General features: G+C 68.8%; 26 protein-coding genes, 1 tRNA gene and 1 pseudogene. 7 read left to right on the top strand and 21 right to left on the bottom strand.

The features are described from left to right. Positions 1 to 12: 12 nt before the first annotated feature. The 3 genes from rpoB to ACFMQL_RS17550 form a co-directional block, all read right to left on the bottom strand. Positions 13 to 3,480: a DNA-directed RNA polymerase subunit beta gene (gene rpoB / locus ACFMQL_RS17560; protein WP_364068693.1), complete on the bottom strand. Its 3,468-nt coding sequence runs from the start codon at positions 3,478 to 3,480 to the stop codon at positions 13 to 15. Between the two features lie 445 nt (positions 3,481 to 3,925). Continuing rightward, positions 3,926 to 4,423, bottom strand: a complete 498-nt coding sequence (locus tag ACFMQL_RS17555; protein WP_378786092.1) for a hypothetical protein — start codon at positions 4,421 to 4,423, stop codon at positions 3,926 to 3,928. Continuing rightward, positions 4,420 to 4,920: a hypothetical protein gene (locus ACFMQL_RS17550; RefSeq protein WP_378786091.1), complete on the bottom strand. Its 501-nt coding sequence runs from the start codon at positions 4,918 to 4,920 to the stop codon at positions 4,420 to 4,422. The genes ACFMQL_RS17555 and ACFMQL_RS17550 overlap by 4 nt, the downstream gene beginning before the upstream one ends. 351 nt (positions 4,921 to 5,271) lie before the next feature. On the opposite strand from ACFMQL_RS17550, the gene ACFMQL_RS17545 reads away from it, so the two are divergent. Then, positions 5,272 to 5,433, top strand: coding sequence for a hypothetical protein (locus ACFMQL_RS17545; protein WP_378786090.1), 162 nt, complete (start codon positions 5,272 to 5,274; stop codon positions 5,431 to 5,433). Between the two features lie 184 nt (positions 5,434 to 5,617). Here ACFMQL_RS17545 and rplL read toward each other — a convergent pair whose 3' ends face one another. The 8 genes and pseudogenes from rplL to ACFMQL_RS17505 form a co-directional block, all read right to left on the bottom strand. Continuing rightward, the gene (gene rplL / locus ACFMQL_RS17540) at positions 5,618 to 6,016 is read right to left on the bottom strand and encodes a 50S ribosomal protein L7/L12 (protein ID WP_364068701.1); all 399 of its coding nucleotides are present in this window, start codon (positions 6,014 to 6,016) and stop codon (positions 5,618 to 5,620) included. Between the two features lie 72 nt (positions 6,017 to 6,088). Then, positions 6,089 to 6,613 (bottom strand): 50S ribosomal protein L10, encoded by a 525-nt coding sequence (gene rplJ / locus ACFMQL_RS17535; protein WP_364068703.1) that lies wholly within the window; start codon positions 6,611 to 6,613, stop codon positions 6,089 to 6,091. 236 nt (positions 6,614 to 6,849) lie between these two features. After that, on the bottom strand, positions 6,850 to 7,674 hold the full coding sequence (locus ACFMQL_RS17530; RefSeq protein ID WP_364068705.1) for an LppX_LprAFG lipoprotein: 825 nt from the start codon (positions 7,672 to 7,674) through the stop codon (positions 6,850 to 6,852). A 266-nt stretch (positions 7,675 to 7,940) separates the two neighbouring features. Then, on the bottom strand, positions 7,941 to 8,660 hold the full coding sequence (rplA, locus tag ACFMQL_RS17525) for a 50S ribosomal protein L1 (RefSeq protein ID WP_364068707.1): 720 nt from the start codon (positions 8,658 to 8,660) through the stop codon (positions 7,941 to 7,943). A gap of 64 nt (positions 8,661 to 8,724) precedes the next feature. Then, positions 8,725 to 9,155 (bottom strand): annotated as a pseudogene (gene rplK / locus ACFMQL_RS17520) (50S ribosomal protein L11). Between the two features lie 118 nt (positions 9,156 to 9,273). Beyond that, positions 9,274 to 10,038 (bottom strand): transcription termination/antitermination protein NusG, encoded by a 765-nt coding sequence (gene nusG, locus ACFMQL_RS17515; RefSeq protein ID WP_364068711.1) that lies wholly within the window; start codon positions 10,036 to 10,038, stop codon positions 9,274 to 9,276. Between the two features lie 67 nt (positions 10,039 to 10,105). Beyond that, on the bottom strand, positions 10,106 to 10,351 hold the full coding sequence (gene secE / locus ACFMQL_RS17510) for a preprotein translocase subunit SecE (protein WP_364068713.1): 246 nt from the start codon (positions 10,349 to 10,351) through the stop codon (positions 10,106 to 10,108). A gap of 78 nt (positions 10,352 to 10,429) precedes the next feature. Further along, a tRNA-Trp gene (locus ACFMQL_RS17505) sits at positions 10,430 to 10,502 on the bottom strand. A gap of 168 nt (positions 10,503 to 10,670) precedes the next feature. Between ACFMQL_RS17505 and ACFMQL_RS17500 the strand changes: the two genes are divergently transcribed. Next, entirely contained in the window at positions 10,671 to 11,879 is a 1,209-nt protein-coding gene (locus tag ACFMQL_RS17500; RefSeq protein ID WP_378786089.1) for a pyridoxal phosphate-dependent aminotransferase, read from the top strand. A 134-nt stretch (positions 11,880 to 12,013) separates the two neighbouring features. On the opposite strand, the gene ACFMQL_RS17495 is transcribed toward ACFMQL_RS17500, so the two are convergent. Then, a complete protein-coding gene (locus tag ACFMQL_RS17495; protein ID WP_378786088.1) occupies positions 12,014 to 12,517 on the bottom strand; it encodes a hypothetical protein in 504 nt (167 codons plus the stop codon). Positions 12,518 to 12,569: 52 nt separating this feature from the next. Next, positions 12,570 to 12,956 (bottom strand): hypothetical protein, encoded by a 387-nt coding sequence (locus ACFMQL_RS17490; protein WP_378786087.1) that lies wholly within the window; start codon positions 12,954 to 12,956, stop codon positions 12,570 to 12,572. A 348-nt stretch (positions 12,957 to 13,304) separates the two neighbouring features. Between ACFMQL_RS17490 and ACFMQL_RS17485 the strand changes: the two genes are divergently transcribed. Then, the gene (locus ACFMQL_RS17485) at positions 13,305 to 14,327 is read left to right on the top strand and encodes an adenosine deaminase (protein ID WP_364068721.1); all 1,023 of its coding nucleotides are present in this window, start codon (positions 13,305 to 13,307) and stop codon (positions 14,325 to 14,327) included. On the opposite strand, the gene ACFMQL_RS17480 is transcribed toward ACFMQL_RS17485, so the two are convergent. After that, a complete protein-coding gene (locus ACFMQL_RS17480) occupies positions 14,316 to 15,125 on the bottom strand; it encodes a hypothetical protein (RefSeq protein WP_364068723.1) in 810 nt (269 codons plus the stop codon). The two genes, ACFMQL_RS17485 and ACFMQL_RS17480, sit on opposite strands and share 12 nt — an antisense overlap. Beyond that, the gene (locus ACFMQL_RS17475; RefSeq protein WP_364068725.1) at positions 15,112 to 15,651 is read right to left on the bottom strand and encodes an RNA polymerase sigma factor; all 540 of its coding nucleotides are present in this window, start codon (positions 15,649 to 15,651) and stop codon (positions 15,112 to 15,114) included. The genes ACFMQL_RS17480 and ACFMQL_RS17475 overlap by 14 nt, the downstream gene beginning before the upstream one ends. A 124-nt stretch (positions 15,652 to 15,775) precedes the next feature. Here ACFMQL_RS17475 and ACFMQL_RS17470 point away from each other — a divergent pair, with 124 nt between their 5' ends. Beyond that, on the top strand, positions 15,776 to 16,519 hold the full coding sequence (locus tag ACFMQL_RS17470; RefSeq protein ID WP_364068727.1) for a methyltransferase domain-containing protein: 744 nt from the start codon (positions 15,776 to 15,778) through the stop codon (positions 16,517 to 16,519). Between the two features lie 78 nt (positions 16,520 to 16,597). Here ACFMQL_RS17470 and ACFMQL_RS17465 read toward each other — a convergent pair whose 3' ends face one another. From ACFMQL_RS17465 to ACFMQL_RS17450, 4 genes are all read right to left on the bottom strand, one after another. Next, entirely contained in the window at positions 16,598 to 17,482 is an 885-nt protein-coding gene (locus ACFMQL_RS17465) for a carbohydrate ABC transporter permease (RefSeq protein ID WP_364068729.1), read from the bottom strand. Then, positions 17,482 to 18,366, bottom strand: a complete 885-nt coding sequence (locus ACFMQL_RS17460) for a sugar ABC transporter permease (RefSeq protein WP_364068731.1) — start codon at positions 18,364 to 18,366, stop codon at positions 17,482 to 17,484. Before ACFMQL_RS17460 ends, ACFMQL_RS17465 begins: the two co-directional genes overlap by 1 nt. Before the next feature lie 61 nt (positions 18,367 to 18,427). Beyond that, positions 18,428 to 19,699 carry an extracellular solute-binding protein gene (locus ACFMQL_RS17455; protein ID WP_364068733.1) on the bottom strand — a complete coding sequence of 424 codons (1,272 nt, stop codon included), beginning with the start codon at positions 19,697 to 19,699 and terminating at the stop codon, positions 18,428 to 18,430. 214 nt (positions 19,700 to 19,913) lie between these two features. Continuing rightward, on the bottom strand, positions 19,914 to 21,785 hold the full coding sequence (locus ACFMQL_RS17450) for an acyl-CoA dehydrogenase family protein (RefSeq protein ID WP_364068735.1): 1,872 nt from the start codon (positions 21,783 to 21,785) through the stop codon (positions 19,914 to 19,916). Positions 21,786 to 21,911: 126 nt separating this feature from the next. Between ACFMQL_RS17450 and ACFMQL_RS17445 the strand changes: the two genes are divergently transcribed. Both ACFMQL_RS17445 and ACFMQL_RS17440 read left to right on the top strand, forming a co-directional pair. Continuing rightward, complete coding sequence (locus tag ACFMQL_RS17445; protein ID WP_364068737.1) at positions 21,912 to 22,235, top strand: YbaB/EbfC family nucleoid-associated protein; 324 nt, start codon at positions 21,912 to 21,914, stop codon at positions 22,233 to 22,235. Between the two features lie 124 nt (positions 22,236 to 22,359). Then, entirely contained in the window at positions 22,360 to 22,776 is a 417-nt protein-coding gene (locus ACFMQL_RS17440) for a hypothetical protein (RefSeq protein ID WP_364068739.1), read from the top strand. A gap of 141 nt (positions 22,777 to 22,917) precedes the next feature. On the opposite strand, the gene ACFMQL_RS17435 is transcribed toward ACFMQL_RS17440, so the two are convergent. Next, positions 22,918 to 24,075 carry an MFS transporter gene (locus ACFMQL_RS17435; RefSeq protein ID WP_364068741.1) on the bottom strand — a complete coding sequence of 386 codons (1,158 nt, stop codon included), beginning with the start codon at positions 24,073 to 24,075 and terminating at the stop codon, positions 22,918 to 22,920. A gap of 58 nt (positions 24,076 to 24,133) precedes the next feature. On the opposite strand from ACFMQL_RS17435, the gene ACFMQL_RS17430 reads away from it, so the two are divergent. Further along, positions 24,134 to 24,499, top strand: a complete 366-nt coding sequence (locus ACFMQL_RS17430; RefSeq protein ID WP_364068743.1) for a MerR family transcriptional regulator — start codon at positions 24,134 to 24,136, stop codon at positions 24,497 to 24,499. A gap of 470 nt (positions 24,500 to 24,969) precedes the next feature. On the opposite strand, the gene ACFMQL_RS17425 is transcribed toward ACFMQL_RS17430, so the two are convergent. Then, entirely contained in the window at positions 24,970 to 26,115 is a 1,146-nt protein-coding gene (locus tag ACFMQL_RS17425; protein WP_364068745.1) for an acetyl-CoA C-acetyltransferase, read from the bottom strand. Positions 26,116 to 26,144 lie beyond the last annotated feature (29 nt).

Raw genomic sequence — 26,144 nt, 5'->3', positions numbered from 1 at the left:
GCGATCTCCCCCTCAGACTTCTTCCACGCTGCTCGGCTCACGCCGGGACAGATCGATACCGAGCTCTTCCGCCGCGCGGAAGACGTCCTCGTCGGTGTCGCGCATCTCGATGGACATGCCGTCGCTGGAGAGCACCTCGACATTCAGGCACAGCGACTGCATCTCCTTGATGAGGACCTTGAAGGACTCGGGGATGCCCGGCTCGGGGATGTTCTCGCCCTTGACGATGGCCTCGTAGACCTTGACTCGGCCGAGAACGTCGTCGGACTTGATGGTCAGCAGCTCCTGCAGAGCGTACGCGGCGCCGTAGGCCTCAAGGGCCCACACCTCCATCTCTCCGAACCGCTGGCCGCCGAACTGGGCCTTACCGCCCAGCGGCTGCTGCGTGATCATCGAGTAGGGGCCGGTGGACCGCGCGTGGATCTTGTCGTCCACCAGGTGCAGCAGCTTCAGGATGTAGATGTAGCCCACCGCGATCGGGTAGGGGAACGGCTCGCCGGAACGCCCGTCGAACAGCTGCGCCTTACCCGTCGGCTCGACCATGCGCTGGCCGTCGCGGTTGGGGATGGTGTTCTTGAGCAGGCCGACGATCTCCTCCTCGTGGGCGCCGTCGAACACCGGCGTGGCCACGTTGGTGCGCGGCTCGACCTTCTCGAAGCCCTTCTCGCGCAGGCGCTCGGCCCACGCCTCCTGGACTCCGGAGATGTCCCAGCCTCTGGCGGCGATCCAGCCCAGATGTGTCTCCAGGACCTGACCGACGTTCATTCGGCCGGGAACGCCCAGCGGGTTGAGGATGATGTCGACCGGGGTGCCGTCCTCCAGGAACGGCATGTCCTCGACCGGAAGGATCTTGGAGATGACGCCCTTGTTGCCGTGACGGCCGGCCAGCTTGTCACCGTCGGTGATCTTGCGCTTCTGCGCGACGTAGACGCGCACCAGCTCGTTGACACCGGGCGGCAGCTCGTCGCCCTCCTCGCGGGAGAACACGCGGACTGCGATGACCTTGCCCTGCTCGCCGTGCGGCACCTTCAGGGAGGTGTCGCGCACCTCGCGGGCCTTCTCACCGAAGATCGCGCGCAGCAGCCGCTCCTCCGGGGTCAGCTCGGTCTCACCCTTCGGGGTGACCTTGCCGACCAGGATGTCACCGGGCACGACCTCGGCGCCGATGCGGATGATGCCGCGCTCGTCGAGGTCGGCCAGCACCTCCTCGGAGACGTTGGGGATGTCGCGGGTGATCTCCTCAGGGCCCAGCTTGGTGTCGCGGGCGTCGACCTCGTGCTCCTCGATGTGGATCGAGGAGAGCACGTCGTCCTGCACCAGCCGCTGGGACAGGATGATCGCGTCCTCGTAGTTGTGGCCCTCCCACGGCATGAACGCCACCAGGAGGTTCTTGCCCAGCGCCATCTCGCCCTGGTCGGTGCAGGGACCGTCGGCGATGACCTGGTTGACCTCGACCCGGTCGCCCTCGGAGACGATCGGCTTCTGGTTGAAGCTCGTGCCCTGGTTGGAGCGCTTGAACTTCGCCACGCGGTACGTCGTCCGCGTGCCGTCGTCGTTCATGACCGTGATGTAGTCGGCCGAGACCTCCTCGACCACGCCGGCCTTCTCCGCGCTGATGACGTCGCCCGCGTCGGTCGCGGCACGGTATTCCATGCCGGTGCCGACCAGCGGCGCCTCGCTCTTGAGCAGCGGCACCGACTGGCGCTGCATGTTGGAGCCCATGAGCGCGCGGTTGGCGTCGTCGTGCTCGAGGAACGGGATCATCGCGGTGGCCACCGACACCATCTGGCGCGGCGAGACGTCGATGTAGTCGACCTCCTCGGCGCGGGCCAGCTCGGTCTCACCGCCCTTGGTGCGGACCAGGACGCGGGCCTCGGCGAACGAGCCGTCGGGGTTGAGCGCCGTGTTGGCCTGCGCCTTGACGTAACGGTCCTCCTCGTCGGCGGTGAGGTAGTCGATCTGGTCGGTCACCTTGCCGTCGACGACCTTGCGATACGGCGTCTCGACGAAACCGAAGGCGTTGATCCGGCCGTAGGAGGCCAGCGAGCCGATGAGGCCGATGTTGGGGCCTTCAGGGGTCTCGATCGGGCACATCCGGCCGTAGTGGGACGGGTGCACGTCACGGACCTCGAAGCCCGCCCGCTCACGCGACAGACCACCGGGGCCCAGCGCGGACAGACGCCGCTTGTGCGTCAGACCGGCCAGCGGGTTGGTCTGGTCCATGAACTGCGACAGCTGCGAGGTGCCGAAGAACTCCTTGATCGAGGCCACCACGGGGCGGATGTTGATCAGGGTCTGCGGCGTGATCGCCTCGACGTCCTGGGTGGTCATGCGCTCGCGCACGACCCGCTCCATGCGGGCGAGACCCAGGCGGACCTGGTTCTGGATCAGCTCGCCGACGCTGCGCAGGCGGCGGTTGCCGAAGTGGTCGATGTCGTCGATCTCGACCAGAACGTCGCCGTTGGCGCCCGGCATCGACTCCTCGCCGGCGTGCAGGCGCACGATGTACTCGATCGTGGCGACGATGTCGTCCTCGGTCAGCGTGCCCTGGGTGATGTCGGCGTCGACGCCCAGCTTCTTGTTGATCTTGTAGCGGCCGACCTTGGCCAGGTCGTAGCGCTTCGGGTTGAAGTACAGGTTTTCGAGCAGGGTCTGCGCCGACTCCTTGGTCGGCGGCTCACCCGGCCGCAGCTTGCGGTAGATGTCGAGCAGCGCGTCGTCCTGACCGGCCGTGTGGTCCTTCTCCAGGGTGGCCCGCATCGACTCGTACTGGCCGAAGCGCTCGAGGATCTGCTCGTTGGTCCATCCCAGAGCCTTGAGAAGCACGGTGACGGCCTGCTTGCGCTTGCGGTCGATGCGCACACCGACGCTGTCGCGCTTGTCGATCTCGAACTCCAGCCACGCACCCCGCGACGGGATGACCTTGCAGCCGTAGAGGTCCTTGTCGGACGTCTTGTCGACGGTCCGCTCGAAGTAGACACCGGGCGAACGGACGAGCTGGGACACCACGACACGCTCGGTGCCGTTGATGATGAAGGTGCCCTTGGGCGTCATGAGCGGGAAGTCGCCCATGAACACCGTCTGGCTCTTGATCTCACCGGTGGTGTTATTGATGAACTCCGCCGTGACGAACATCGGGGCGGAGAAGGTCATGTCCTTCTCTTTGCACTCATCTACGGAGTACTTCGGCGGCTCGAACCGGTGGTCACGGAACGACAAGGACATGGTCCCCGAGAAGTCCTCGATAGGACTGATCTCTTCGAAGATCTCTTCGAGACCCGACTGGGTCGGGACGTCCTTGCGCCCGGCCTGACGAGCCGCCTCTACCCGGGCTTTCCACTTCTCGTTGCCGAGCAGCCAGTCGAAGGACTCGGTCTGCAGAGCAAGGAGGTCAGGAACCTCGAGGGGCTCCTGGATGCGCGCGAAAGAGACGCGACGGGGACCGGCGGGTACGGCGGAGGCGTTGCGCGAGGCTGCCAACAGATGTCCTTCCGAGGGCTCGCGGCGGACTGACTACACGCACGCCAGACAACCTCGCAACGTGAGCAAGCATCGCGGGTCGTCAAAGGGCAGCGCAAAGGGGCAGTGTAGCCGAACGGCACACGCCTGTCCACTTCGCCCTCGCTGCATGCTCCACGTTGGTCGCAGCATCGCCCGTTCAGGCGGAAACGTCAAGCCCGCGAACCCGACTTTCAGCCGACTCAGGGCCCGGACGCTGGGTTTTCTCCCCTGCGTGACTGATCGCCTACCGCCAGGCCCAAGACGATACCCGCGAACGGGGGCGGCTAACGCTCCGTCACACCGGGAGGCGAACCCATGCCGACAACCGGTGTTGCTGTGACTGAGGTACCCCCGCCAAAGGCTGCGCTAAACCTGAATTTTGGTAACAATTGAAGATAGCGGCGCGCCGGTGATCTCCACGACCTCAGGCGGTGCCCAGCAGCGTGGACAGGCCCGCCACCAGCCAGCGCGAATCTTGCCGGACCATGACGAACCTCGCCCGGTTCTGGGTGAACTCTTGCTGGAGCCCTTCTTTGCCGGGGATCTCCTTGACCGTACCAGTGTTCACGAACAGCAGAACCTCTACCCTGCCGGGTTCGGCGCGCTCGACACCGGCCGCCGCCACGGAGACGTTCTGGACGATCTTCTGCTCTTTCGCCCGGGAGACGAGGGTCTTGGCCAGTTCCTTGTAGTGCTCGGTCAGCTCGCCCGTGGTGAACGTGCCGGCGCGCGCCAGGTCCTCCTCGACCGTGCGGTAGTCGTACGAGAGCAGGTCGGGCGCGAGCTTCTTGGCCGCGGCCACGGCCGCGACGGCGGAGGCCTCGGCGTCGCGCACGTCGCGCAGGTTGAACCACATCGTCGGCACGAGCACCGCGCCCACGGCCACGAGCAGGCTGAGCAGCACGATCGCGAAGATCCTCACGGCACCTGCACCACCTTCGACACCAGCCACCGCCCGCCGGTCTTCGTCAGGTCCATCTGCCAGCGGTAATAGCGCTCCTGAGGCTTGCTGCGCGAGCCCTCCCAGCGGATCTCCACGTCGGCGACCACCAGCACCCGCGCCGTCGTCGCGGTCATCGAGACCATGCCGGTCGCGCGCAGCACGCCCTGCTGGACCACCTTGTTCTCGACCGTGGTGGTCTTGAGCTTGGCGGCGTTGGTCTCGTACTCCTCGTGCGCCTCGCCCGTGGAGGTGTCGAGTATGCGGCGCAGGTCGGCGTCCACGCTCTTGTGATCGAGCGACATGAGGTTCTTGGCGTGCTCGCCCGCCGCGATGAGCACCGCCCGCCTGTCGCCCGCCCTGCCCTGCTCGTCGCGCGCCTGGGCCGCGATCCACACGCCCGTGCCGACCAGGACCGCCAGCACCCCGCTGAGCGCCGCGATGAGGATCCGGGCGGGCCGAGCACCGAGTCCTGCCACCTGCTCACTCCCCTCCCGGCCGGCCGCTGCCGGATCATAACGCGACACCCGCCGCCGAATCCCTCCAAACGACAGAGGCGGTTGGTGACCGCGGAGACCCCGCTCTCGGAGATGAAGGAGAGCCCGCTCTCGGGGATGAAACGGTCAGGGCATGCCTATTCCCCGCAAATGCCACCAGGAGGCCCTGAGAGGGCTCCAGGAGGCTCTCAGAGCCCTCGGGCGGCTTGTGGGGTGACCTGCGGGCTTTGCGATGGCCTGAGGGCTCCTCGCTGGCCTGGGGCGCCAGGAGCGCCAGGAGGCGCGGCCGGAGGCCAGGCGATCCCGTGAGCCCCGGCCAGGCGATGCCGCGCCGTGAGGGCCACGGCCGGGCCGATCACGCGAAGCCGCGCCGTCGAGGCCACGGCCGGGCCGGTCAGGCGACGCCGTGCAGGTGGGACGAACGGCCGCATCGTCCACACCAGGGACTACATGGACGCCACCGCCATCGCCCAGGTACGCGCAGCCGCGGCCTGATCCGCCCGCGCCACCGCACCGAAAACGACAGGGGCCTGGCCCGGCGCACACCGGTACGCGGAAAACCGCCCCGGCCTGGCCGACCACACCTGAAACACCCCGGAAACGCGAAAAGAGGCGGCACACCCGGCACCAGGGTGTGTCCGCCTCTTCTCGTTGAGCTGTGCGTGAAGCGAAGGGGAAGTTACTTCACGGTCACGGTGGCGCCGGCGCCCTCGAGGGCAGCCTTGGCCTTCTCCGCCTGCTCCTTGTTGACCTTGCCGTCGAAGACCGGCTTCGGAGCGCCGTCGACCAGGTCCTTGGCCTCCTTGAGGCCCAGGGACGTCAGGGCGCGGATCTCCTTGATGACCTGGATCTTCTTGTCGCCGGCGGCCTCGAGGATGACCTCGAACTCGTCCTGCTCCTCGGCGGCGGCGGCCTCACCGCCGGCGGCGCCGGCAGCCGGAGCGGCAGCGGCGACCGCGACCGGGGCGGCGGCCTTGACGTCGAAGGTCTCCTCGAAGACCTTCACGAACTCGGACAGCTCGAGGAGGGTCATCTCCTTGAAAGCGTCGAGCAGCTCGTCGGTGCTGAGCTTCGCCATGATGGTTTCCTTACGCTAGGAACTGCTTGAAAACTGGTAACGGGACCGCGGTGTACTGCGGCAACCCCCGTGCTACTCGCCCGCCTCTTCGCGCTTGGCGCGCAGGGCCTCGGCCAGCTGAGCCATCTGCGTGGGCAGAGCGGCGAACATCGCGGCAGCGGCGCTCTGCTTGGCCTTCAAGGCACCGGCAAGCTTCGCGAGGAGAACCTCGCGGGATTCGAGATCGGCAAGCTTGGTGATCTCGTTGGCGTCGAGCGTCTTGCCCTCGAGAACGCCACCCTTGATCACCAGGAGGGGATTGGCCTTGGCGAAGTCACGCAGACCCTTGGCCGCCTCGACAACGTCGCCGTTGACGAAAGCGATCGCGGTCGGACCGGTGAGCAGGCTGTCGAGGCCCGACACGCCGGCCTCGTTGGCCGCAATCTTGGTCAGGGTGTTCTTCGCCACGGCGAACTTCGCATTCTCACCGAGAGTGGTGCGCAGTTCCTTGAGCTGCGCGACGGTGAGACCGCGGTACTCGGTCAGAACGGCGGCGGCGCTGCCCTCGAACTCGCGCTTGAGCTCGGCAACCGCTGTCGCCTTATCCGCCCTCGCCATGGGCCTCCTTCCAGATGTGCCACCGGCGAAGGCCCCCGACATGAGAACAGCCCCGGCGCAGGGCGCACGGGGCTCACGCACACGGATCGACCATGTGGGAAACTCGCATCACACACCTGCGCGGGCCGTCCACATGACGTGGATCCTTCGGTCGCCAGATTTAGGCACCTGACGACGACCGGCGGTCTTCGGCACCGACCAGAGTACGTGCTGGCCGCCGAGTTTCCAAATCGCTCTCAGTTGGTGGTGTCCTTCGGCAGCTCGCCGATCTGGTCGGCGGGCGGCGCCTGGATGCTCACGGGCTCGTTGAAGCCCTTGAAGAACAGGGTCGCATCGAGGCTCGCGCCGTCCTTGGCGCCGTTCATGGCGAGCTTGCGGGGCAGGCCGTCGGCCGCCACCCAGATGTCGAACTTGACGTCCTTCAGCTCGGCCAGGTGGTCGCGGGCCTGCTCCTGCTCGTCGGCGGGAAGCTGCTGGACGGCGGCGTCCACCGGGAACGTGCCGGTGTAGTGGGTGGTGTCCTCGCCGTTGACGGTCTCGTTGCCGGCGGCCTTGACGTCCTGCGAGGCCGTGACGAGCTGGGTCATGTTGCCGAGGTCGAACTGCTGGATACGGGAGAGCAGCTCGTTGACCTCGCCGGAGCCGCCGTCCGCCTCCTTGAGCGGGACCTTGATCCACGGCTTGGTGGCGCCCACGAGCTCCTTGAGCGCCTCGACCTTCACATAGACGGTGTCGCCCTGCAGCACGGCGCGGACACCGCCGGGCACGCTGCGCTGCCCGAAGTTCACGGTGTCGAGGGTGACGTCGGCGGCGAGCTGCGGCTTGCTCTGGTAGAGCATGCGGCCCTGGACCGTGCCGCTGCCCTCCTGGGGGTGCGTCAGGTTCACCACGGCGTCGACCGTGTAGCTCGTGACCTCCGCGGTCTTCTGCGCGGCCAGGGTGAGCACCTCGGACGCGGCCAGGTTGACCTGGATGGGCTGGGCGTTCGATCCACAACCGGCGACCGCGGCCATCACCAGTGCGGCCCCGGCCGCGGTCATACTCATCGTGCGCTTCAGCATGTTCTTGACCCTACGTTTATCTTTCCCGATATGGCGGCTTCCCCCGGCAAATAGGGGAAAACCCAGGGTTATCCCTCACATCCTCTGCACACTTTCCGCACAATCCTCCGAAGAGGCAGCTCAGCGCCCTTGTCCTCGGGTACGCCGGACTCAGGGCCTCTCTTCACCTACGGCATATGCCCCGCGACCGCCTGCGAGAACCTGTACGGAAACGCAAGCGCCCCCGCCCGAGAGGCTCGGACGGGGGCGCAGGGAAAAGCGGAGGCTCAGCTCTCCAGCTCGGCCGTGATGCCGCGCGTGATGTTGGGGTCGACGGGAACGCCCGGCCCCATCGTGGTGGAGAAGGTGACCTTCTTCAGGTAACGGCCCTTGGCCGCCGACGGCTTGAGACGCAGCACCTCATCGAGGGCGGCGGCGTAGTTCTCCACGAGCTGGCGCTCGCCGAACGACGTCTTGCCGATGATGAAGTGCAGGTTGGCCTGCCGGTCGGTGCGGAACTCGATCTTGCCGCCCTTGATGTCGGACACGGCCTTGGCGACGTCGGGCGTCACGGTGCCGGTCTTGGGGTTGGGCATGAGACCACGCGGGCCGAGCACGCGACCGAGGCGGCCGACCTTGCCCATGAGGTCAGGCGTGGCCACGACGGCGTCGAACTCGTTGAGGCGGTTGCCCTTGGAGATCTCGTCGATCAGCTCGTCGGCGCCGACGATGTCGGCGCCGGCCTCGCGGGCCGCCTCGGCACGGTCACCGGTCGCGAAGACCAGGACCCGGGCGGTCTTACCGGTGCCGTGCGGGAGGTTGACCGTGCCGCGCACGATCTGGTCGGCCTTACGAGGGTCGACACCCAGCCGGAGCGCGACCTCGACGGTGGCGTCGAACTTCGTGGTCGACGTCTCCTTGGCGAGCTTCGCGGCCTCGGCGGGCGTGTAGAGCTTGTCGCGGTCGATTTTGGCGGCCGCGTCCTTGTGCGCCTTGCTGCGCTTCATTTCTTACTCCTAGTGGTGCGCGGGCCGTGTCTCAACGGCCCTCCCACGATGTCTGGGGAAGGTCTTACTCGGCGATCGTGATGCCCATCGACCGGGCGGTGCCGGCGATGATCTTCTCGGCCGCCTCGATGTCGTTGGCGTTGAGGTCGGGCATCTTGGTCTCGGCGATGCTGCGCAGCTGCTCGCGGGTGAGCTTGCCCACCTTGTCGCGGTGCGGCACGGAGCTGCCCTTGTCGATGCCCAGGGCCTTCTTGATCAGCTCGAGGCCGGCGGCGTCTTCGTGATGAAGGTGAAGCTGCGGTCCTCGAAGATCGTGATCTCAACGGGGATGATGTTGCCCCGCTGGGACTCCGTCGCGGCGTTGTACTGCTTGACGAAGTCCATGATGTTGACGCCGTGAGGACCGAGGGCGGTACCCACCGGCGGCGCCGGGGTGGCCTGGCCAGCGGGGAGCTGGACCTTCACCAGTGCGGCGATTTTCTTCTTCGGAGGCATGTGTCCTTCTCCGGGTCCTGATTGCGATGCCGTCAGAGTCGCGGTTGCGCCCCTGACATGTCGGCGGCCGCCCTTCGCGAGAGGCGGCCGGCCGAACGTCTAAGTGTATGTGATGGTCTCAGATCTTCGAGACCTGGTTGAACGAGAGCTCCACAGGAGTCTCGCGGCCGAAGATCGACACGAGCACCTTGAGCTTCTGCTGCTCGGGGCTGATCTCGCTCACCGAGGCGGGCAGCGTGGCGAACGGGCCGTCCATGACGGTGACGGACTCGCCGATCTCGAACTCGACGGCCGGGCCGGCGGCGGCCTTGGTGGTGGCCTTCTTCGTCTCCTCGGTCGGCTCGGGCGCCAGCAACTTGGCGACCTCGTCGAGGCTCAGCGGGCTCGGCTTGTTGGACAGGCCCACGAAGCCGGTCACGCCGGGCGTGTTGCGGACGGCGGCCCAGGACTCGTCGGTGAGCTCCATGCGCACCAGGACGTAGCCGGGCAGCACGCGCTCCTTGACCGGGACCTTCTTGCCGCTCTTGAACTCCTGGACGGTGTGCGTGGGCACCTCGACCTGGTAGATGTAGTCCTCCATGTTGAGCGACACGTTGCGGCTCTCGATGTTGGACTTCACGCGGTTCTCGTAGCCGGCGTAGGAGTGGATGACGTACCACTCGCCGGGCAGCCCGCGCAGCGACTCCTTGAACTCCTCAACGGGGTCGACGTCGGGAAGAACCGAACCGTCCTCGACGGCGGCGGCCTCTTCGTCAGCCGCCTCGTCGCTCTCCTCGACCTCGGCCTCCTCGGACGCCGCCGCAGCGGACTCCTCGGTGGCCTCTTCCAGCTCGCCGTCCCACTCTTCGCGGGACTCGCCGGCCGGAACTGAAGACTCGGACACGGTGACTCTTCCTCTTTCGTGGTTTCGAATGGCGACTCCGTCAGGCGATCACCGGCGAAGTCTTCGGTCAGGATCCGCCGAAAACGCGGAGGACCGCCCATCCTAGGGCGCTGTCGAGCCCGTACACGATCGCGACCATGATCAGAACGAAAACCAGAACGACCGTGGTGTAGGTGACGAGATCCTTACGAGTCGGCCAGATGACCTTACGAAGCTCGTTGACGACCTGCCGGTAGAAGAGGGCAGGGGTGGTGCGGGTCTTCTTCTCGCCGCTCGGCTTGTCTGCGGTCTCGCCGCGCGTGTCGATCGCCACAGTCCTCACCTGATCAGTCGTATCCAACGCAGTTTTGCGGCGCGCTCTTACACGCCATTATTGCGCGGACCGCACTCGCAGGGCACGAGGGACTCGAACCCCCAACCGCCGGTTTTGGAGACCGGTGCGCTACCAATTGCGCCAGTGCCCTATGTCGTAGACCAGACTACCCTGATCGACTCACTGCCTGGACCGAACCGCTCGCCGACATGCGGCGGAAGGACCAGGCGAAAGCATACGGGTCATTGCCCGTCACGTCGAACCAAAACCTGATCCCCCAGGTCACGCGCGTGTGGCGGCCCCGTGGGACCATGGACGCATGTCCACCCGACCCCGCATCTCCGCGAGAATTTCCGCGATTTCCGAGTCCGCCACGCTCGCCGTGGACGCCAAGGCGAAGGCGATGAAGGCGGCCGGGCGGCCCGTCATCGGCTTCGGCGCGGGCGAGCCCGACTTCCCGACGCCCGGCTACATCGTCGAGGCCGCGGTGGAGGCGGCCCGCGATCCGCGCTTTCACAAGTACACGCCGGCCGGCGGCCTGCCGGAGCTGAAGAAGGCGATCGCCGAGAAGACGCGCCGCGACTCCGGCTACTCCGTCGAGCCCTCGCAGGTGCTGGTCACCAACGGCGGCAAGCAGGCGGTCTACGAGGCGTTCGCGACGCTGCTCGACCCGGGTGACGAGGTGCTGGTCGTCGCCCCCTACTGGACGACCTACCCCGAGGCGATCAAGCTGGCGGGCGGCGTCCAGGTCGACGTCGTGACCGACGAGTCCACCGGCTACCTCGCGACCGTCGAGCAGCTGGAGGCGGCGCGCACCGAGCGTACGAAGGTGCTGCTGTTCGTCTCGCCGTCCAACCCGACGGGCGCGGTCTACTCGCGCGAGCAGACGGTGGAGATCGGGCGCTGGGCGGCCGAGCACGGGCTGTGGGTGGTCACCGACGAGATCTACGAGCACCTCGTGTACGGCGACGCCGAGTTCACCAGCATCGCCACGGCCGTGCCCGAGCTGGGCGACCAGGTCGTGATCCTCAACGGCGTGGCCAAGACGTACGCGATGACGGGCTGGCGGGTCGGCTGGCTGATCGGGCCGTCCGACGTCGTCAAGGCGGCCACCAACCTGCAGTCGCACGCCACCTCGAACGTCTCCAACGTGGCCCAGATGGCGGCGCTCGCGGCGGTCTCCGGCGACCTTTCGGCGGTGGCGGAGATGCGGGCGGCCTTCGACCGGCGGCGGCAGACGATGGTCAAGATGCTCAACGAGATCCCGGGCGTGTTGTGCCCGGAACCTAAGGGGGCGTTCTACGCATATCCCTCGGTCAAGGAGCTGATCGGCAAGGAGCTGCGCGGGCGGCGGCCGCAGTCGTCGAGCGAGCTGGCCGAGGTGATCCTGGAGGAGGCCGAGGTGGCGGTGGTGCCGGGTGAGGCGTTCGGCACGCCGGGCTACTTCCGGCTGTCGTACGCGCTGGGCGACTCCGACCTCGTCGAGGGCGTCAGCCGCCTCGGCAAGCTGCTCGCCGAGGCCCGCTGAGGCCGACGAGCCCCAGGGGCCACGCACCCGGAAGAGCTTCCAAGAGGCGACGCACCCGGAAGAGCCTCCAGGAGGCGACGCACCCCGAAGAGCCTCCAGGGGGCGGCGCGCTCAGAAAAGCGCGTGCCGAGGGGTCAGCCCGCCGTGATGTCGGCGGCGACGGGCTTGATCTCGCCGCTGAGGCCGGGTGTGGCGCCGATGTAGACGGCGGTGCCCGGCCTCTCCAGCCACATGAAGCAGCGCACGCCCGTCCGCGTGGTCCAGCGCAGGGCGGGCTTGCCGCCGTACAGGGTGAGCGTGGCCTTCGCGACGAGCGTGACGAACTGCTCGGCCGTGCGCGGGCCGCAGACCACGCCGACGTACAGCCGCTCGTCGTTGTCGCTCCAGATGCGGCCGCGCACCTTGAGCGGGCGGCGCAGCGAGTCGAGGCGGCTGAACGTGCCCGCAGGGCTGAGCCCCGCCGGCGACTCCGGCAGCCGTATGCCGGGGCCGTCGCAGGAGAGCACGGTGCCGTACTTGCCGGTGAGCGCCGGTTTGGGCGCGGGCGAAGTGGTGGTCGGCGACGCCACGGGAGGAGCGCCGCCGACGCCGCATGACACCAGCGCGAGCATGACGAGCACCGCAGCCGGCCGCCGCATCCACACCCCCCTTGACATGACCGATGACCGGAGTAAACCGGGGTAAAGGTCTTTAGTCTCCTACAGCAGCCCTGATGGAGGCGGCAAGAGCGAGCAGCTCGCCGCCCAGCGACTCGCTGACCCGGATCGACACGCCCGTATCCGGACGTTCCAGCCAGGCGATCATCCGGCCGCCCTGCGGGTGCCTGCCGGCCACCGCGGGCCTGCCGCGCACGGCGGTGGGGCGGGCGTCACGTACCGCGATCCCGCCGCGGAACCGCGCCCAGTCCAGAGCCGCCGCGCCCCGCGTCACGCGGGCCTCGACGAACCCGCCGGCCGCCGAGGCGAACCGCGCGGTGCCGCCGTCGCCGCCGGTCCGTACCAGGCCGCCGGGCAGGTACGTGAGCCACAGCCGCTCGGAGACGACCGCGACCGTCTCAGCGGGCCCTGGAACCGCCACGGAGCCCGCTGCGGGCGGAGTCGTGGCTGGGAGGGGCGCGGGGACGGGCAGGGGCTCGGGGGCACGTATCGCGGCGCGCGGAACGCGTCCGAACCCCGACGAGAAGATCGCGTAAATGGCCAGCGCGGCCGCCGCGAAGGAGAGCGCCGCCAGCGCTCCGCGCCCGGCTTGTCCCAGGTCGCGCCGCGACGGCGAGCGTACGGGCGCCAGCGCTCCGCGCCCGGCTTGTCGCAGTTCGCGCCGCGACGGCGGGCGTACGGAACGACCTGCGTCACAGACCGCGTCCGGCCGGCCGCTCGACCTGGATTCTTTGCTCCCCCACACTCGCACCGGTGGCAAGATATGCCAATGCCACGGCCTCTGCACGCGCTTCCCAAGGCCCACTTGCACCTGCACTTCACCGGTTCGATGCGGCACGCCACGCTCATCGAGCTGGCCAGGGAGCAAGGGATGCATCTCCCCGACGCGCTGGAGCAGGACTGGCCGCCCAAGCTGCGGGCCACCGACGAGCGGGGCTGGTTCAGGTTCCAGCGGCTCTACGACATCGCCAGATCCGTGCTGACCAAACCGGAACACGTCTACCGGCTGCTGCGCGAGACCGCCGAGGACGAGGTGGCGGCGGGCTGCCAGTGGCTGGAGATCCAGGTGGACCCGTCGGGCTACGCGCAGCGCTTCGGCGGGCTGACGGCCACGCTCGAGCTGATGCTGGACGCGGTGGATCAGGCGGCCGCGCACACCGGCATCGGCATCGCGGTGATCGTGGCCGCCAACCGCACCCGGCACCCGCTCGACGCGAACACCCTGGCCCGCCTGGCCTCCCAGTACGCCGGCAAGAACGTCGTCGGCTTCGGCCTGTCCAACGACGAGCGGCGCGGCCAGGCGCGCGAGTTCGAACGGGCCTTCCGCATCGCCAAGCGTGCCGGGCTGCTGTCGGTGCCCCACGGCGGCGAGCTGATGGGGCCGCGCAGCGTCGCGCAGTGCGTGGACGACCTGGGCGCCGACCGGGTTGGCCACGGCGTGCGCGCCGCCGAGGACGAGCGGCTCATGCAGCGGCTCGCCGACCGGCAGATCTGCTGCGAGATCTGCCCCACGTCGAACGTCGGGCTCGGCGTCGCCGAGGAGCCCAAGGACGTGCCGCTGCGCAAGCTGTTCGACGCGGGGGTGCCGATCGCGCTGGGCGCCGACGACCCGCTGCTGTTCGGCACGCGGCTGCTGCGCCAGTACGAGCTGGCCAGGGAGGTCTACGAGTTCTCCGACGCGGAGGTGGCCGAGCTGGCCCGCCAGTCCATACGGTCCTCGACCGCACCCGAGTCGGTGCGCAAGGAGCTGCTCAAGGGCGTGGACGACTGGCTGGCCGGCTCACCCGAGTGACTCCGCGATCCTGACGGCCTCCTCCTTGCTCTCCAGCCCTTCAAGCCGGAGGGTGAGCATGCCGTGCTGCCAGATCAGGGTGGGCCCGGCCTGGCGCAGCGGCACCTCGGTGCCGTCATCCCGCTTGATGTAGCCGAGCGGGTGCTCGCCCTCGATCCACCACGCGGTGCGCCCGCCGACCTCGGCGAAGTCCGGGTACGGCGGGCCGAGCTTCTTGAACATGATCGGGTCCATCGTGCCGACGAACTGGTCGAGCCTGATCCCGCCCGGCCAGAACATCGACACGACCCGGCCGCCGTCGCTCACCGTGGTCCGCCGCGGCGGGCCCAGCGCGGCCGGGGTCCTCGCCAGGCGGGGCACGTCGGCGGGTGCGACCGTGTGCTCGCCCGGCAGCGGCGCCGTCGTGGTGACCGGCGGCGGCGTGGCGTCGCCCACCCGCAGCTCGATCCCCGCGAACCGCAGAACGCGCTCCACCGCCGCCCTCCCCTGCGGGGTGGCCGCGACCAGCGCGGCGACCGCCACGACCACGGCGGCCGCGACTTTCCACCGCGCCGGTCTCATCCGCCGCCGCCTCTCCGGCACGTCTTCCGTGCCGCCTGCTTGTGAGGTGTCCGGTGCCGGGGTGGTGAGGCGGGCGCGGACGGCGGCGGCGACGTCGGCAGGCGCCGGGGCCGGGGGATCAAGGAGGTCGCCGAGGGCGCGCAGCTCGGCCTCGATCGCCTCGTACTCCGCCTGCTCCTCGCGCCGCTCAGGCCGTGCGTACGGCTCGTCGCCCTCGTGCGGGTCACGCGAGCTCATCGCCCACCTCCTCCCTCAGCCGGGCCAGCCCCCGGTGGGTGCTGGACTTGACGGTGCCGATGGGCCAGTCGAGCACCTGCGCGGTCTCCGCCTCGCTCAGCTGTAAGAAGTACCGGCAGACCACGGCCTGACGTTCCCGATCAGGCAGGGCGCGGACGGCGGCGAGCAGCCGGGTGCGGCGGTCGGTGGCGACGGCGGCGCCTTCGGGGTCGTCGGGCGCGCGCACATCTTCGCCGGCGGTCAGCCGCAGCGCGAGGTCGCTCCTGCGTCCACGGGCGCGGGTGAGGTTGTGGGTCTCATTGGCTACGATGCGCAGCAGCCAGGGTTTGAACGGCGCGCCGGGGCGAAAGCCGGCCAGATGGCGAAACGCCTTGACGAACGCCTCCTGCACGACGTCCTCTGCCTCGTCGCCCGCGCCGAGCATGGCGGCCGTGCGGTGGGCGAGCGTGCTGTAGCGGGCGACCAGCACCTCGTAGGCGGCCAGGTCTCCCTTGAGCGAACGGGCGATCGCCTCGTCGTCGTCCATGCCGTCTCGGATTCCACCGCATCACGGGCGGGGTGGGAAGGGAGTTTCGCTGATCGTGTCATCCTGGTGACCGGCGTGGGCATTAGACTCTGGCAATCCATGTGCCCCTTGAAGGAACGGGATTATGTCTTCTGGGTATGACCGTGTAGTGCAACCGGCGGCCGGTGACGAGGCCCTGGAGAACCACCTCGGTGGGGACGAGGCCAAGAACTACCGGCAGTACGAGTTCGACATGGTCGCCCCGCACGTCGGGCGTTCGATGCTGGAGATCGGCTCGGGCCTGGGGCACTTCGCCGAGCAGTTCCTGCCGCGGCTCGACCGGCTCGTGGTCAGCGACTTCGACCCCTACTGCGTCGAGCAGCTCGAAAAGCGCTTCGCCGCCCGCGACGACGTCGAGGTTTTGCAGTTCGGCCTGCCGACCGACATCCCGCTGCGGGACAAGGTCGACACGGTCGTCATGATGAACGTCTTGGAGCACATCGAGGACGACGCCGAGGCGCTGCGCTCGCTGGCGCGCGTCACGTTGCCGGGCGGGCGCATCGTCATCTGGGTGCCCGGCTACATGCAGCTGTACGGCGACTTCGACCGCAAGGTGGGACACGTGCAGCGCTACACGCCGAAGACGCTGGCCACCACGGTCGCCAAGGCCGGGCTCGACGTCGAGGTGCTCAAGCCGATCAACTTCCTGGGCGGCATCGCCTGGTGGGTCGCGGTCCGCCGGGGCGGCGTCGGCTACCCCGACCCCCGGCTGGTGAAGATCTACGACCGCACGGTGGTGCCGATGACGCGGCTGATCGAGCGGTTCGTGCGCCCGCCGTTCGGCCAGACGGTGTTCTGCGTCGCGCGCGTGCCCGTGCCCAAGAGCTGAGCGAGAACTGAGCGGAAACGCGTCAGGCCGCCCCCTTCGGGTGCCCTGGGGCGGCCTGACGGGTCTACGTGATCGGGCCTACTTGATGGAGCCGGCGGTCAGGCCGCCGACCACCTTCCGCTCGATCAGAGCGAACAGGATGATCACCGGGATGGTGGCGATCACCGAACCGGCGAACAGGTTCTGCCAGTCCACCTGGTACTGCCCGATGAACGAGTTGAGCGCCACGGGCAGCGGCTGGTTCTCGGGGGTCGTGGTGAGCGTGAGCGCGACCACGAACTCGTTCCACGCGGCGATGAACGTGAAGATCAGCGCGGTGATGACGCCCGGCATGGCCAGCGGCAGCGTGATCCTGAACAGCGCGCCGAAACGGCCGTTGCCATCGATGAACGCGGCCTCCTCCAGCTCACGCGGGATCGAGGAGAAGTACGCGTTCAGGATCCACACCGCGAACGCGAGGTTGAACCCGCCGTTGACGAGGATCAGCGCCCAGATCGAGTCCACGAGCCCGAACTGGAAGAACTCGCGGTAGATGCCGACCACCATGGCGGTGGGCTGGAACATCTGCGTGATCAGCACGAGGATCAGGAACGCGGTGCGGCCGCGGAAGCGGTGGCGGGCCGTGTAGTACGCGGCGGGCAGCGCGACCAGCAGTACGAGCAGCGTCGCCCCGGCCGCCACTTTGATCGTCACCCACAGGTTCCCGGCCAGGCCGCTGCCCCAGAACTCGGTGAGGTTGCTCCACACCCATTCCTCTGGCCAGAACGTCACGTCGCGCAGCGACTCCTGCGAACGCAGCGAGGTCAGCAGCATGACCACGTACGGGAACAGGAAGATGAACGCGATGACGTACGCGGTGGCCGCGATGAGGACGGTCTTGAGCCGCGGCGTGCTGTTCGGGCCGCGTACCGTGCGGGGCTGGGAGCGCCGCTCGACCGGGGCCGGCGCGGTCTCGACGGCCATCACGCCACCTCCCTGTTCCACCGCGACACCCGCAGGAAGATCACGGTGAGCACGATGACCATGCCGAAGTTGACCACGGACATGGCGGCGGATTCGCCGATGTCGGAGCCCTTGAGGATGTACATGAAGATCGTCGAGGTGGCCGTGGAGTAGCCGGGCTGCCCGTGCGTCATGGCCCAGATGATCGGGAAGCTGTTGAAGACGTTCATGACGTTGATCAGCGTGGCCACGGTGAGCGCGGGACGCAGCAGCGGCAGCGTGATCGACCAGTACGTCCGCAGCCGCCCGGCTCCGTCCATCTTGGCGGCCTCGTAGACGTCGGCCGGGATGGTGGCCAGGCCGGCGAGCAGCGCGTACGTCGTGAACGGCACCGACACGAACACCGCGACGAAGATCAGCCACGGCATGGCGGTCGAGGCGTCACCGAGCTGGTCGGCCGAGGCCCCGCCCATCGCGTCGATCAGCCCGAGTTTCAGCCGGATCTGGTTGATCACGCCGACCTCGGGGTCGAGCATCCACTTGAAGATGATCGCGGTCATCAGCACCGAGGCGGCCCACGGCGCGATGAGCGCCCAGCGGGCGACCTTGCGCAGCGGGAAGTGCTGGTTGAACAGCTGGGCCAGGGCGAGCGAGACCAGCACGGTGAGCGCGACGACCGCGATCACCCAGATGACGCTGCGGACCATGATGTCCGCGAAGTCCTTCTCGGCGAAGAGCTTGTCGTAGTTCGCGAGCCCGGCGGAGCCGCGTACCACGCCCAGACGGCTGATCTCGAGGAACGACGACCTGATCATCTCGATCACGGGCCAGAGGACGACCAGGGCGATCAGCGCGATGGCGGGCCCGACCCATACGAGGGGTTCGAGGGCGCGCAACCTTCTCATCAGTCACCTTTCCAGGACGGTACGGCCGGCGACGCGCCGGCCGTACCTTGGTCCTGCTGGATCAGCCGGCGGCCGACTCGGCGGTCTTCTGCAGCTCACCGAGGACCTTGGCGGGGTCGTCCTTGACCGCGCCGCCGATGGTCTGCTTGATGGCCGGGTTCACCTCGGCCCACTTGGGGTCCTGGAAGGGGTAGAAGCTGGCGTTGGGCAGGGCGTCGAGGAACGGCTTGAGCTTCTCGTCGCCGGACAGCTTCTCGATGCCGCTCTTGGTGACGGGCAGCAGCTTGTAGGTGTCGGAGATCTTCTGGGCGGCGTTGCCGGTGTAGAAGAAGTCGAAGAACTTCTTGATCTCGGCGGCGTGGCCGTTCTTGTTGAACGCCATGATCCAGTCCATGACGCCGAGCGTGGTGTCGAGCGGGCCGTTCTTGCCCGGGATGGGCGCGACGCCGTAGTTCTTCAGCCCGGCCGCGTCGAAGATCGGGATGGACATGGGGCCGCCGTTGACCATGCCGACTTTGCCCGCGCCGAAGTCCTCCCAGACCGTCTTGCGGTCCTTGGTGCCCGGGTTGGGGGTGGTCAGGCCGGCGTCCACCAGGCCCTTGATGTAGGTGAACGTCTCGACGTTCTGCGGGGAGTCGATCGCCCAGTTGCCGGAGGCGTCCTTGTAGCCGCCGCCGTTGCCCAGCATCCACAGGAACGACTCGGCCTGGGCCTCCTCCTGGCCGAGCGGCAGGCCGAACGGCTGGGTGACGCCGACGGCCTTGAGCTTCTCGGCGGCGGCCTTCAGCTCGTCCCAGGTTTTCGGCGGCTCGGCGATCTTGGCCTTGTCGAACAGGTCCTTGTTGTAGAACAGCGCGCGGGCGGAGGAGACGAACGGGATGCCGTACGCGGTGCCGTCCACCTTGCCGAACTCGGCGAACTTCTCCAGCAGGTCGCCGGAGACCTCGGGCGACAGGACCTCGTCCACCTTGTAGAGCAGGCCGTCCTTGACGAAGCCCGAGTAGTCGCCGGTCTGCAGGATGTCGGGCACCTGACCGTTCTGGATCATGGTGGCGACCTGCTTGTCGATGTCGTTCCAGTTGATGACCTGGACGTCGACCTTGATGTTCGGGTTGGCCGCCTGGAACTCGTCCACGACGCCCTTCCAGAAGTTCTCGCCCGAGTTCGGCTTGCCGGGACCGTCGCCGTAGTCGGCGGCGACCATCTTCAGCGTGACCTGGCCGTCGCTCGCCTGGGAGTCGTCTGCGCCGCCGCCGGCGCCGCCACCGCAACTGGACAGGACCAGCATGGTCGCGATGCCGAGAGCGGCGCCGCCCACAAGCTTGATGTTCACTGCAGATACCGCCTTCTCGTCCTACTCGCCGGACGGGTCGAGCTGGTCCGTACCAGTTAGGCCGACCCAGCCCAGAGGGATGTGGCACGCGAGTCACGGCTTGCCCGCGTTTTGCGTCAGCGTAAGCCTGAGATAAGTGGCCGGTCTATACCGGTCCGTCTCGTTTTTGCAACACCTGACGAAAGGCGGGATCACAACCGGTCTAGACCGGATGTCAGGAGATCTTCCTCCGGACGCTCTCGCCGCCCTCCGGCGTGCCGATCCACGGGCCCTCGATCGACGGGTCGAGGATGCCCTCCTCCAGGAACGTGTAGCGGCCGTCCAGCACGTACCCGGCAAGGCGTACGTCCTGGTTGTCGGTGTTGTCCCAGAGCCTGGCGAACAGCGCGTCCACCCGGCGCCTGGCCTGGTGGCAGAAGGTGTCGGCCAGCTCGTACGGCCGCCGCCCCAGGTCCCGCGCGTCCTCCTCGGCCTTGAGGCAGGCGGCGGTCATGGCGTACAGCTCGGCCCCGATGTCCACGATGCGCCCCAGGAAGGACTGCCTGTGCTCCAGGCCGCCCTGCCAGCGGGACATGCCGTAGAAGGTGGACCTGGCCAGCTTCCTGCTGGTCCGCTCCACGAAGCGCAGGTGGGCGGCGAGCGGGCCGAACGCGGCGTACGAGGTGGGCAGGTTGCCCGTACCGGCGACCAGGGTGGGCAGCCAGGTGGCGTAGAAGCGGCCGGCCCGGCGCAGCGCCTGGGCGCGCTCGTGGCGGCCGGCGTCCGGGTTGATCAGCTCGCCCGCGGCCGTCAGGTGCGCGTCCACCGCCTCCCTGGTGATGGCCAGGCGCATGATCTCGGACGAGCCCTCGAAGATGCGGTTGATGCGGGAGTCGCGCAGCATCTGCTCGGCGGGCACGCCGCGCTCGCCCCGTGCGGCCAGCGACGCGGCCGTCTCGTAGCCGCGCCCGCCGCGAATCTGGACCAGCTCGTCGAGCACCCGGTACGACAGCTCCGACGCGTACAGCTTGGCCAGCGCCGCCTCGATCCTGATGTCGTTGCGCCGGTCGTCGGCGAGCCTGCTGGTCAGCTCGCAGACGGCCTCCAGGGCATACGCACTGGCCGCGATGAAGGCGATCTTGGTGGCGACGGCCTCGTGCCGCCCGACCTGGCGGCCCCACTGCACGCGCGCGCTCCCCCACTCGCGGGCGATCTTGACCGCCCACTTGGCGTTGCCCGCGCACGTGGCGGGCAGGGAGAGCCTTCCGGTGTTGAGCGTGGTGAGCGCGATTTTGAGCCCTTCGCCCTCCTTGCCGATGAGATTCCTGGCGGGCACCCTGACCTGGTCGAACACGGTGACGCCGTTCTCGATGCCGCGCAGGCCCATGAACTCGTTGCGCCGCTTGACCATGATGCCCGGCGTGTCGGCCTCGACGACGAACGCGCTGATCTTCTTACCGGTCCTGGCCATGACCACCAGCAGATCGGCGATGACGCCGTTGGTCGTCCACAGCTTGACGCCGTCGATCACGTACTCGTCGCCGTCGCGTACGGCAGTGGTGGCCAGGCGCGCCGGGTCGGAGCCGACGTCGGGCTCGGTCAGCAGGAACGCGGAGATCTCCCCCGCCGCGCACCTGGGCAGGAACTCGCGCTTCTGCTCCTCGGTGCCGAACAGCTTGAGCGGCTGCGGCACGCCGATCGACTGGTGCGCCGACAGCAGCGTGGCCAGCGCCGGGCAGTAGGAGCCGACCAGCATGAGAGCGCGGCAGTAGTACAGGTACGGCAGGCCGAGCCCGCCGTACTCCTCCTTGATCGTGATCCCGAACGCGCCGAGCCGCGCCAGCCCTTTGACCACGTCGTCGGGCACCTGCGCGGTGCGCTCGATGAGCTGGGGATCGACGTGGGCGTCGAGGAAGCGGCGCAGCGACCTGACGAACTCCTCGCCGCGCTTGGCCGCGTCGCCGGGCGGCGTGGGGGCCGGATGCACCAGGTCCAGCCGATAGTCGCCGAGGAAGAGCTGCTTGGCGAAGCTGGGACGGGTCCACTCCTTCTCGCGTGCCTGCTCGCCGACTTCCCGGGACTCCGCGTACTTGGCGTGCTCGGTCATGGCACCTCCGGACGTTGCGCCGTTCTGTGCTCATGGGTACTGCCCGCCGTGATGGCACCCTGTCGCCGTTATAGCCCGATTTCACGGGAACGGCGAGCTTTGCGACGCCACCTGGGCGCGAGAAAGATGTCCGGCGCGAAGCAGCTCATCGGCCAGGTGCGGGGCACCGGCGAGGCCGCCGACGGGTTCATCCGGGTCACGGCCGGAGCGGGCGGCGTCCTGACCGGCATCGATCTGAACCCGCGTCTGCTCCGCCTGTCCCCCGCGGTCATCGGCCGCGAGCTGACGAAGGCGATCCAGCAGGCACAGGACGACGCGGCGCGGCGCTCGCAGGAGATCGTGGACGGCGTCGCCCCGCACGTCGCGGCCCTGCCGGAGCCGCTGGACGAGACCTTCGTCCGGCGGCGCGTGGACGCGGCGATGCGTGACCTGAACGGGGGAGATCTGTGAGATTCGGCTACGAGATCGACAAGAGGAACAACCGTCCTGAGGACATCGACCGCGCCACCGAGCAGGCCGCGCGGCGTCGCTGCTGGACGAGGTCCCCGCGCTGCTCGCACACCCGCGTAACCAGGTGCGGTTCTTCGCCATCACGTTCGTGCTGTTCGCCGCCGAGGAGCCGGAGGACGCTCCGGTCCTCGCCCAGGCCATCACCCTGAGCCGCGATCCCGACACCGCCGTCCGGTGGAAGGTTCTGCACTTCCTGGCGATGGCCTCGACCGAGCAGCTCATGGCCGGGCTGTCGCAGCTCACCGATCCCGAGCTCCGGCGGCACACCGAGGCGCTGATCGCCGCCGACACCGGCGAGCCCGACCCCGGCGAGGTGGTCGCCGGGCTGGCGAGCGACGACCCGGTGGCCCGGCTGTTCGCGGCGGCGATCGCGGCCCGCATGGCCGAGGACGACCCGGCGCTGCTGCGCCATGCCGCCCGGTCACGCGACGAGCAGATCAAGACGTTGGCGGAGTGGCGGCTCGGCCAGCTGGAGGAGTAGCGTCCGCGCGAGCCGCCACTGTCGTGGCGGCTCGCGCACGGATACGGAGCACCGGCACGGACGGCTCACACACTCACAGACACCGGGCACCGGCACGGACGGCTCACACACTCACAGACGCCGCATACCGACACGGACGGCTCACACGCTCGCGGGCGCGGGGCGGCGGGGGATGGCGGCGTAGCTGATGGCGAGGGCGACGAGGCTGAGCCCGGCGGCGGCCAGGCCGAGCCAGCGCAGCCCGTCTGCCGCCACCAGGCCGCCGCCCAGCGCCGACCCGGCCGCGATGCCGATGTTGAATGCGCACACGTTCACCGACGTCGCGAGCATCGGAGCCTGACCGGCGTGCCGGAGCAGCAGGCTCTGCAGCGCGGGCGTGGTGGCCGAGGTCAGCACGCCCAGCGCCAGCACCACCACGACGGCGGTGCCCGCCCACGGCACGGCGAACGGGAACGCGGCCAGCACCACCGCCAGGCCGATGAACGTGCCGCGCACCGTGCCCGCGAGTGAACGGTCCGCGAGCCGCCCGGCCACCAGACCGCCGGCCAGGCTGCCCGCCCCGTAGACGAGCAGCAGCGTCGAGACCGCGCCGGGCCCGAGGCCGGTGATGCCGGTCAGCGCCGGCGCAAGGTAGGTGAAGACGGTGGAGGTCGCGGCCAGGCCGACCGCCGTGGTGGCGATCACGACCAGCACGCGGCGGCCGAGCACCGTGGCGATCTCCTCGCGCACGCTCGTGGCCGGCGCGTCCTGGCGCGGCAGCGCGGCGGCCAGCGCCCCGGCGACGGCGAGCGCCAGCGCGGCCAGCACCGCGAACGGCGTGCGCCACCCCGCGCCCTCCCCCAGCAGCACGCCGAGCGGCACGCCCAGCAGCGTGGCGGCGGAGAAACCGGCGGCGACGGCGGCGATCGCGCTGCCCGCACGGTCCGGCGCGACCACCCGCGTGACCATCATCAGCGCCACGGTCAAGAAGGCGGCGTGGCTGAGCGAGGCGACCACCCGCCCGGCGATCAGCACCTCGTACGACCCCGCCACCGCGCAGACCGCGTTCCCCGCGGCGAACAGCACCAGCAACCCCAGCGCCAGCCCCTTGCGCGGCAAGCGCACGGTCGCGATCGTCACCAGCGGCCCGCCGATCACGACACCGAGCGCGTACGCCGTCACCGCCTGACCCGCCGTGGACACCGAGACTTCCAGGTCGGCGGCCATCTGTGGGAGCAATCCCGCGATCAGATACTCGGACGTGCCGACCACGAACACGCTCGCCATGAGCACGGCCGGCACCAGCACACTGCTTCTCATGCGGGAACGCTAGAGTCTCACATGGATGTGAGAGTCAAGGCGCGGTGAGGGAGATCACATGCGGATCGGGGAGCTCGTCCGGCGCACCGGCGTGCACGAGCGGCTGCTGCGCTACTACGAGGAGCAGGGGCTGCTGCGGCCCGAGCGCTCGCCGAGCGGCTATCGGGAGTACACCGAGGCCCACGTCGAGACCGTGCGCCGCATCCGCTGCCTGCTCGCCGCCGGGCTGGGCACGTCCGCGATAGCCACCGTGCTGCCCTGCCTGGAGAGCGAGGGCGAGCGCCTCGCGCCCACCTGCCCGGACGTGCTGGGGCAGCTCCGCGCGGAGCGGGACAGGATCGACCGCGCGATGGAGGCCCTGCGCGAGTCGCGCGACGCCCTCGACCGCGTGATCTCCGCAGGGATGCGCGAAAGGGCCGGCTGACGCGGCACCCGCCTCCTGCGCACCGGACGCCGTCGTGCCCGGCCCGCACATCGGGCGCCGGCCTTTCCGGCATGCCGGATAAATAGGTTGCACGGGTTCCGAGCGCGCCCGTAGCCTCATGCGCATGGTCCTTTACCTGTGATTCGCGCCCGACGCGACCCGTCCGTCCCCCGTCCACTCAGTGACGCGGTAGCTGACGTCGCCCGCCGGCTCTCGATCGACATCGTCGAGCCGCGTCGCCGAATTACGTAAAGGAGCCTTTTATGCGCGCTCGCGCCACCAAGCACAACCGTCCGCACCTGCCCGTGGTGCGACCCATGCCCAAGATGCCGAAGCGGCCCATCATGCCGCCACGCCGCATCCCGCCCAAGGGGCGATAGAAGCCAACTACCGGGATGGGTAGTTAGAAGCGGGCGCCGCCTCCCCTTGTTACGCCTGGAGGCGGCGCCCGCACCGCTTCGGGAAACCGGTCAGAGCCGTTCGATGATCGTGACGTTGGCCTGGCCGCCGCCCTCGCACATCGTCTGCAGGCCGTAGCGGCCGCCGGTGCGCTCCAGCTCGTGCAGCAGCTTGGTCATGAGAATCGCGCCCGTGCCGCCGAGCGGGTGGCCGAGCGCGATGGCGCCGCCGTTCGGGTTGACCTTGGCCGGGTCGGCGTCCAGCTCGCGCATCCAGGCCAGCGGCACCGGGGCGAACGCCTCGTTGATCTCCACCACGTCGATGTCGTCGATCGACATGCCGGCCTTCTTCAGCGCCCGCCGCGTCGCGGGGATCGGCGCGGTCAGCATGTAGACCGGGTCGTCGCCCATGAGCGCGAGCTGGTGGATGCGGGCCCTCGGGGTCAGGCCATGGTCGCGTACGGCCTGCTCGGAGGCGATGAGCACGGCACCGGAGCCGTCGGAGATCTGCGAGGAGGTGGCGGCGGTGATCTGGCCGCCCTCCTTGAGGGTCTTCAGCGCGGCCATCTTCTCCAGCGTCGTGTCGGGCCGCGGGCCCTCGTCGTCCTCGACGCCGTTGATCGGCTCGATCTGGTCCTTGAAGTAGCCGTTGGCGATGGCCTTGGCGGCCCGCTGGTGGGACTCGAGGGCGTACTGTTCGAGGACGTCGCGGGTGAAGCCCCACTTCTCGCACATCAGCTCGGCACCGCGGAACTGCGAGATCTCCTGCTTGCCGTAACGCTCGACCCACTTGTCGCCGAACGGGAACGGCATGCCCATGTCGAGCGCCGCCTTGATCGAGGAGCCCATGGGCACGATGCTCATCGACTCGACGCCGCCCGCCACGACGAGGTCCTGCGTGCCGGAGAGCACGCCCTGCGCGGCGAAGTGGATGGCCTGCTGCGAGGAGCCGCACTGCCGGTCGATGGTGACGCCCGGAGTCGTCTCGGGGAGCCCGGCCGAGAGCCACGCGTTGCGCGCGATGTCCATGCTCTGCGGGCCGAACTGCATGACGCACCCCATGATGACGTCCTCGACCGCCTCGGGGTCGACGCCGGTGCGGTCGATCAGCGCCTTGAGGGTGTGCGCGGCCAGGTCAGTGGGGTGGACGGTGGACAGGCCACCCTTCTTCTTGCCGACCGGGGTGCGGACCGCCCCGACGATGTACGCCTCTGCCACAGTGCCTCCTGAGAACCGAGCATTATTCG

The sequence above is a fragment of the Nonomuraea fastidiosa genome (assembly GCF_042751225.1).
Lineage (GTDB): Bacteria > Actinomycetota > Actinomycetes > Streptosporangiales > Streptosporangiaceae > Nonomuraea > Nonomuraea fastidiosa.
The sequence above is the reverse complement of the archived record's forward strand: the minus strand, read 5'-3'. Positions and strand labels throughout refer to the sequence as shown.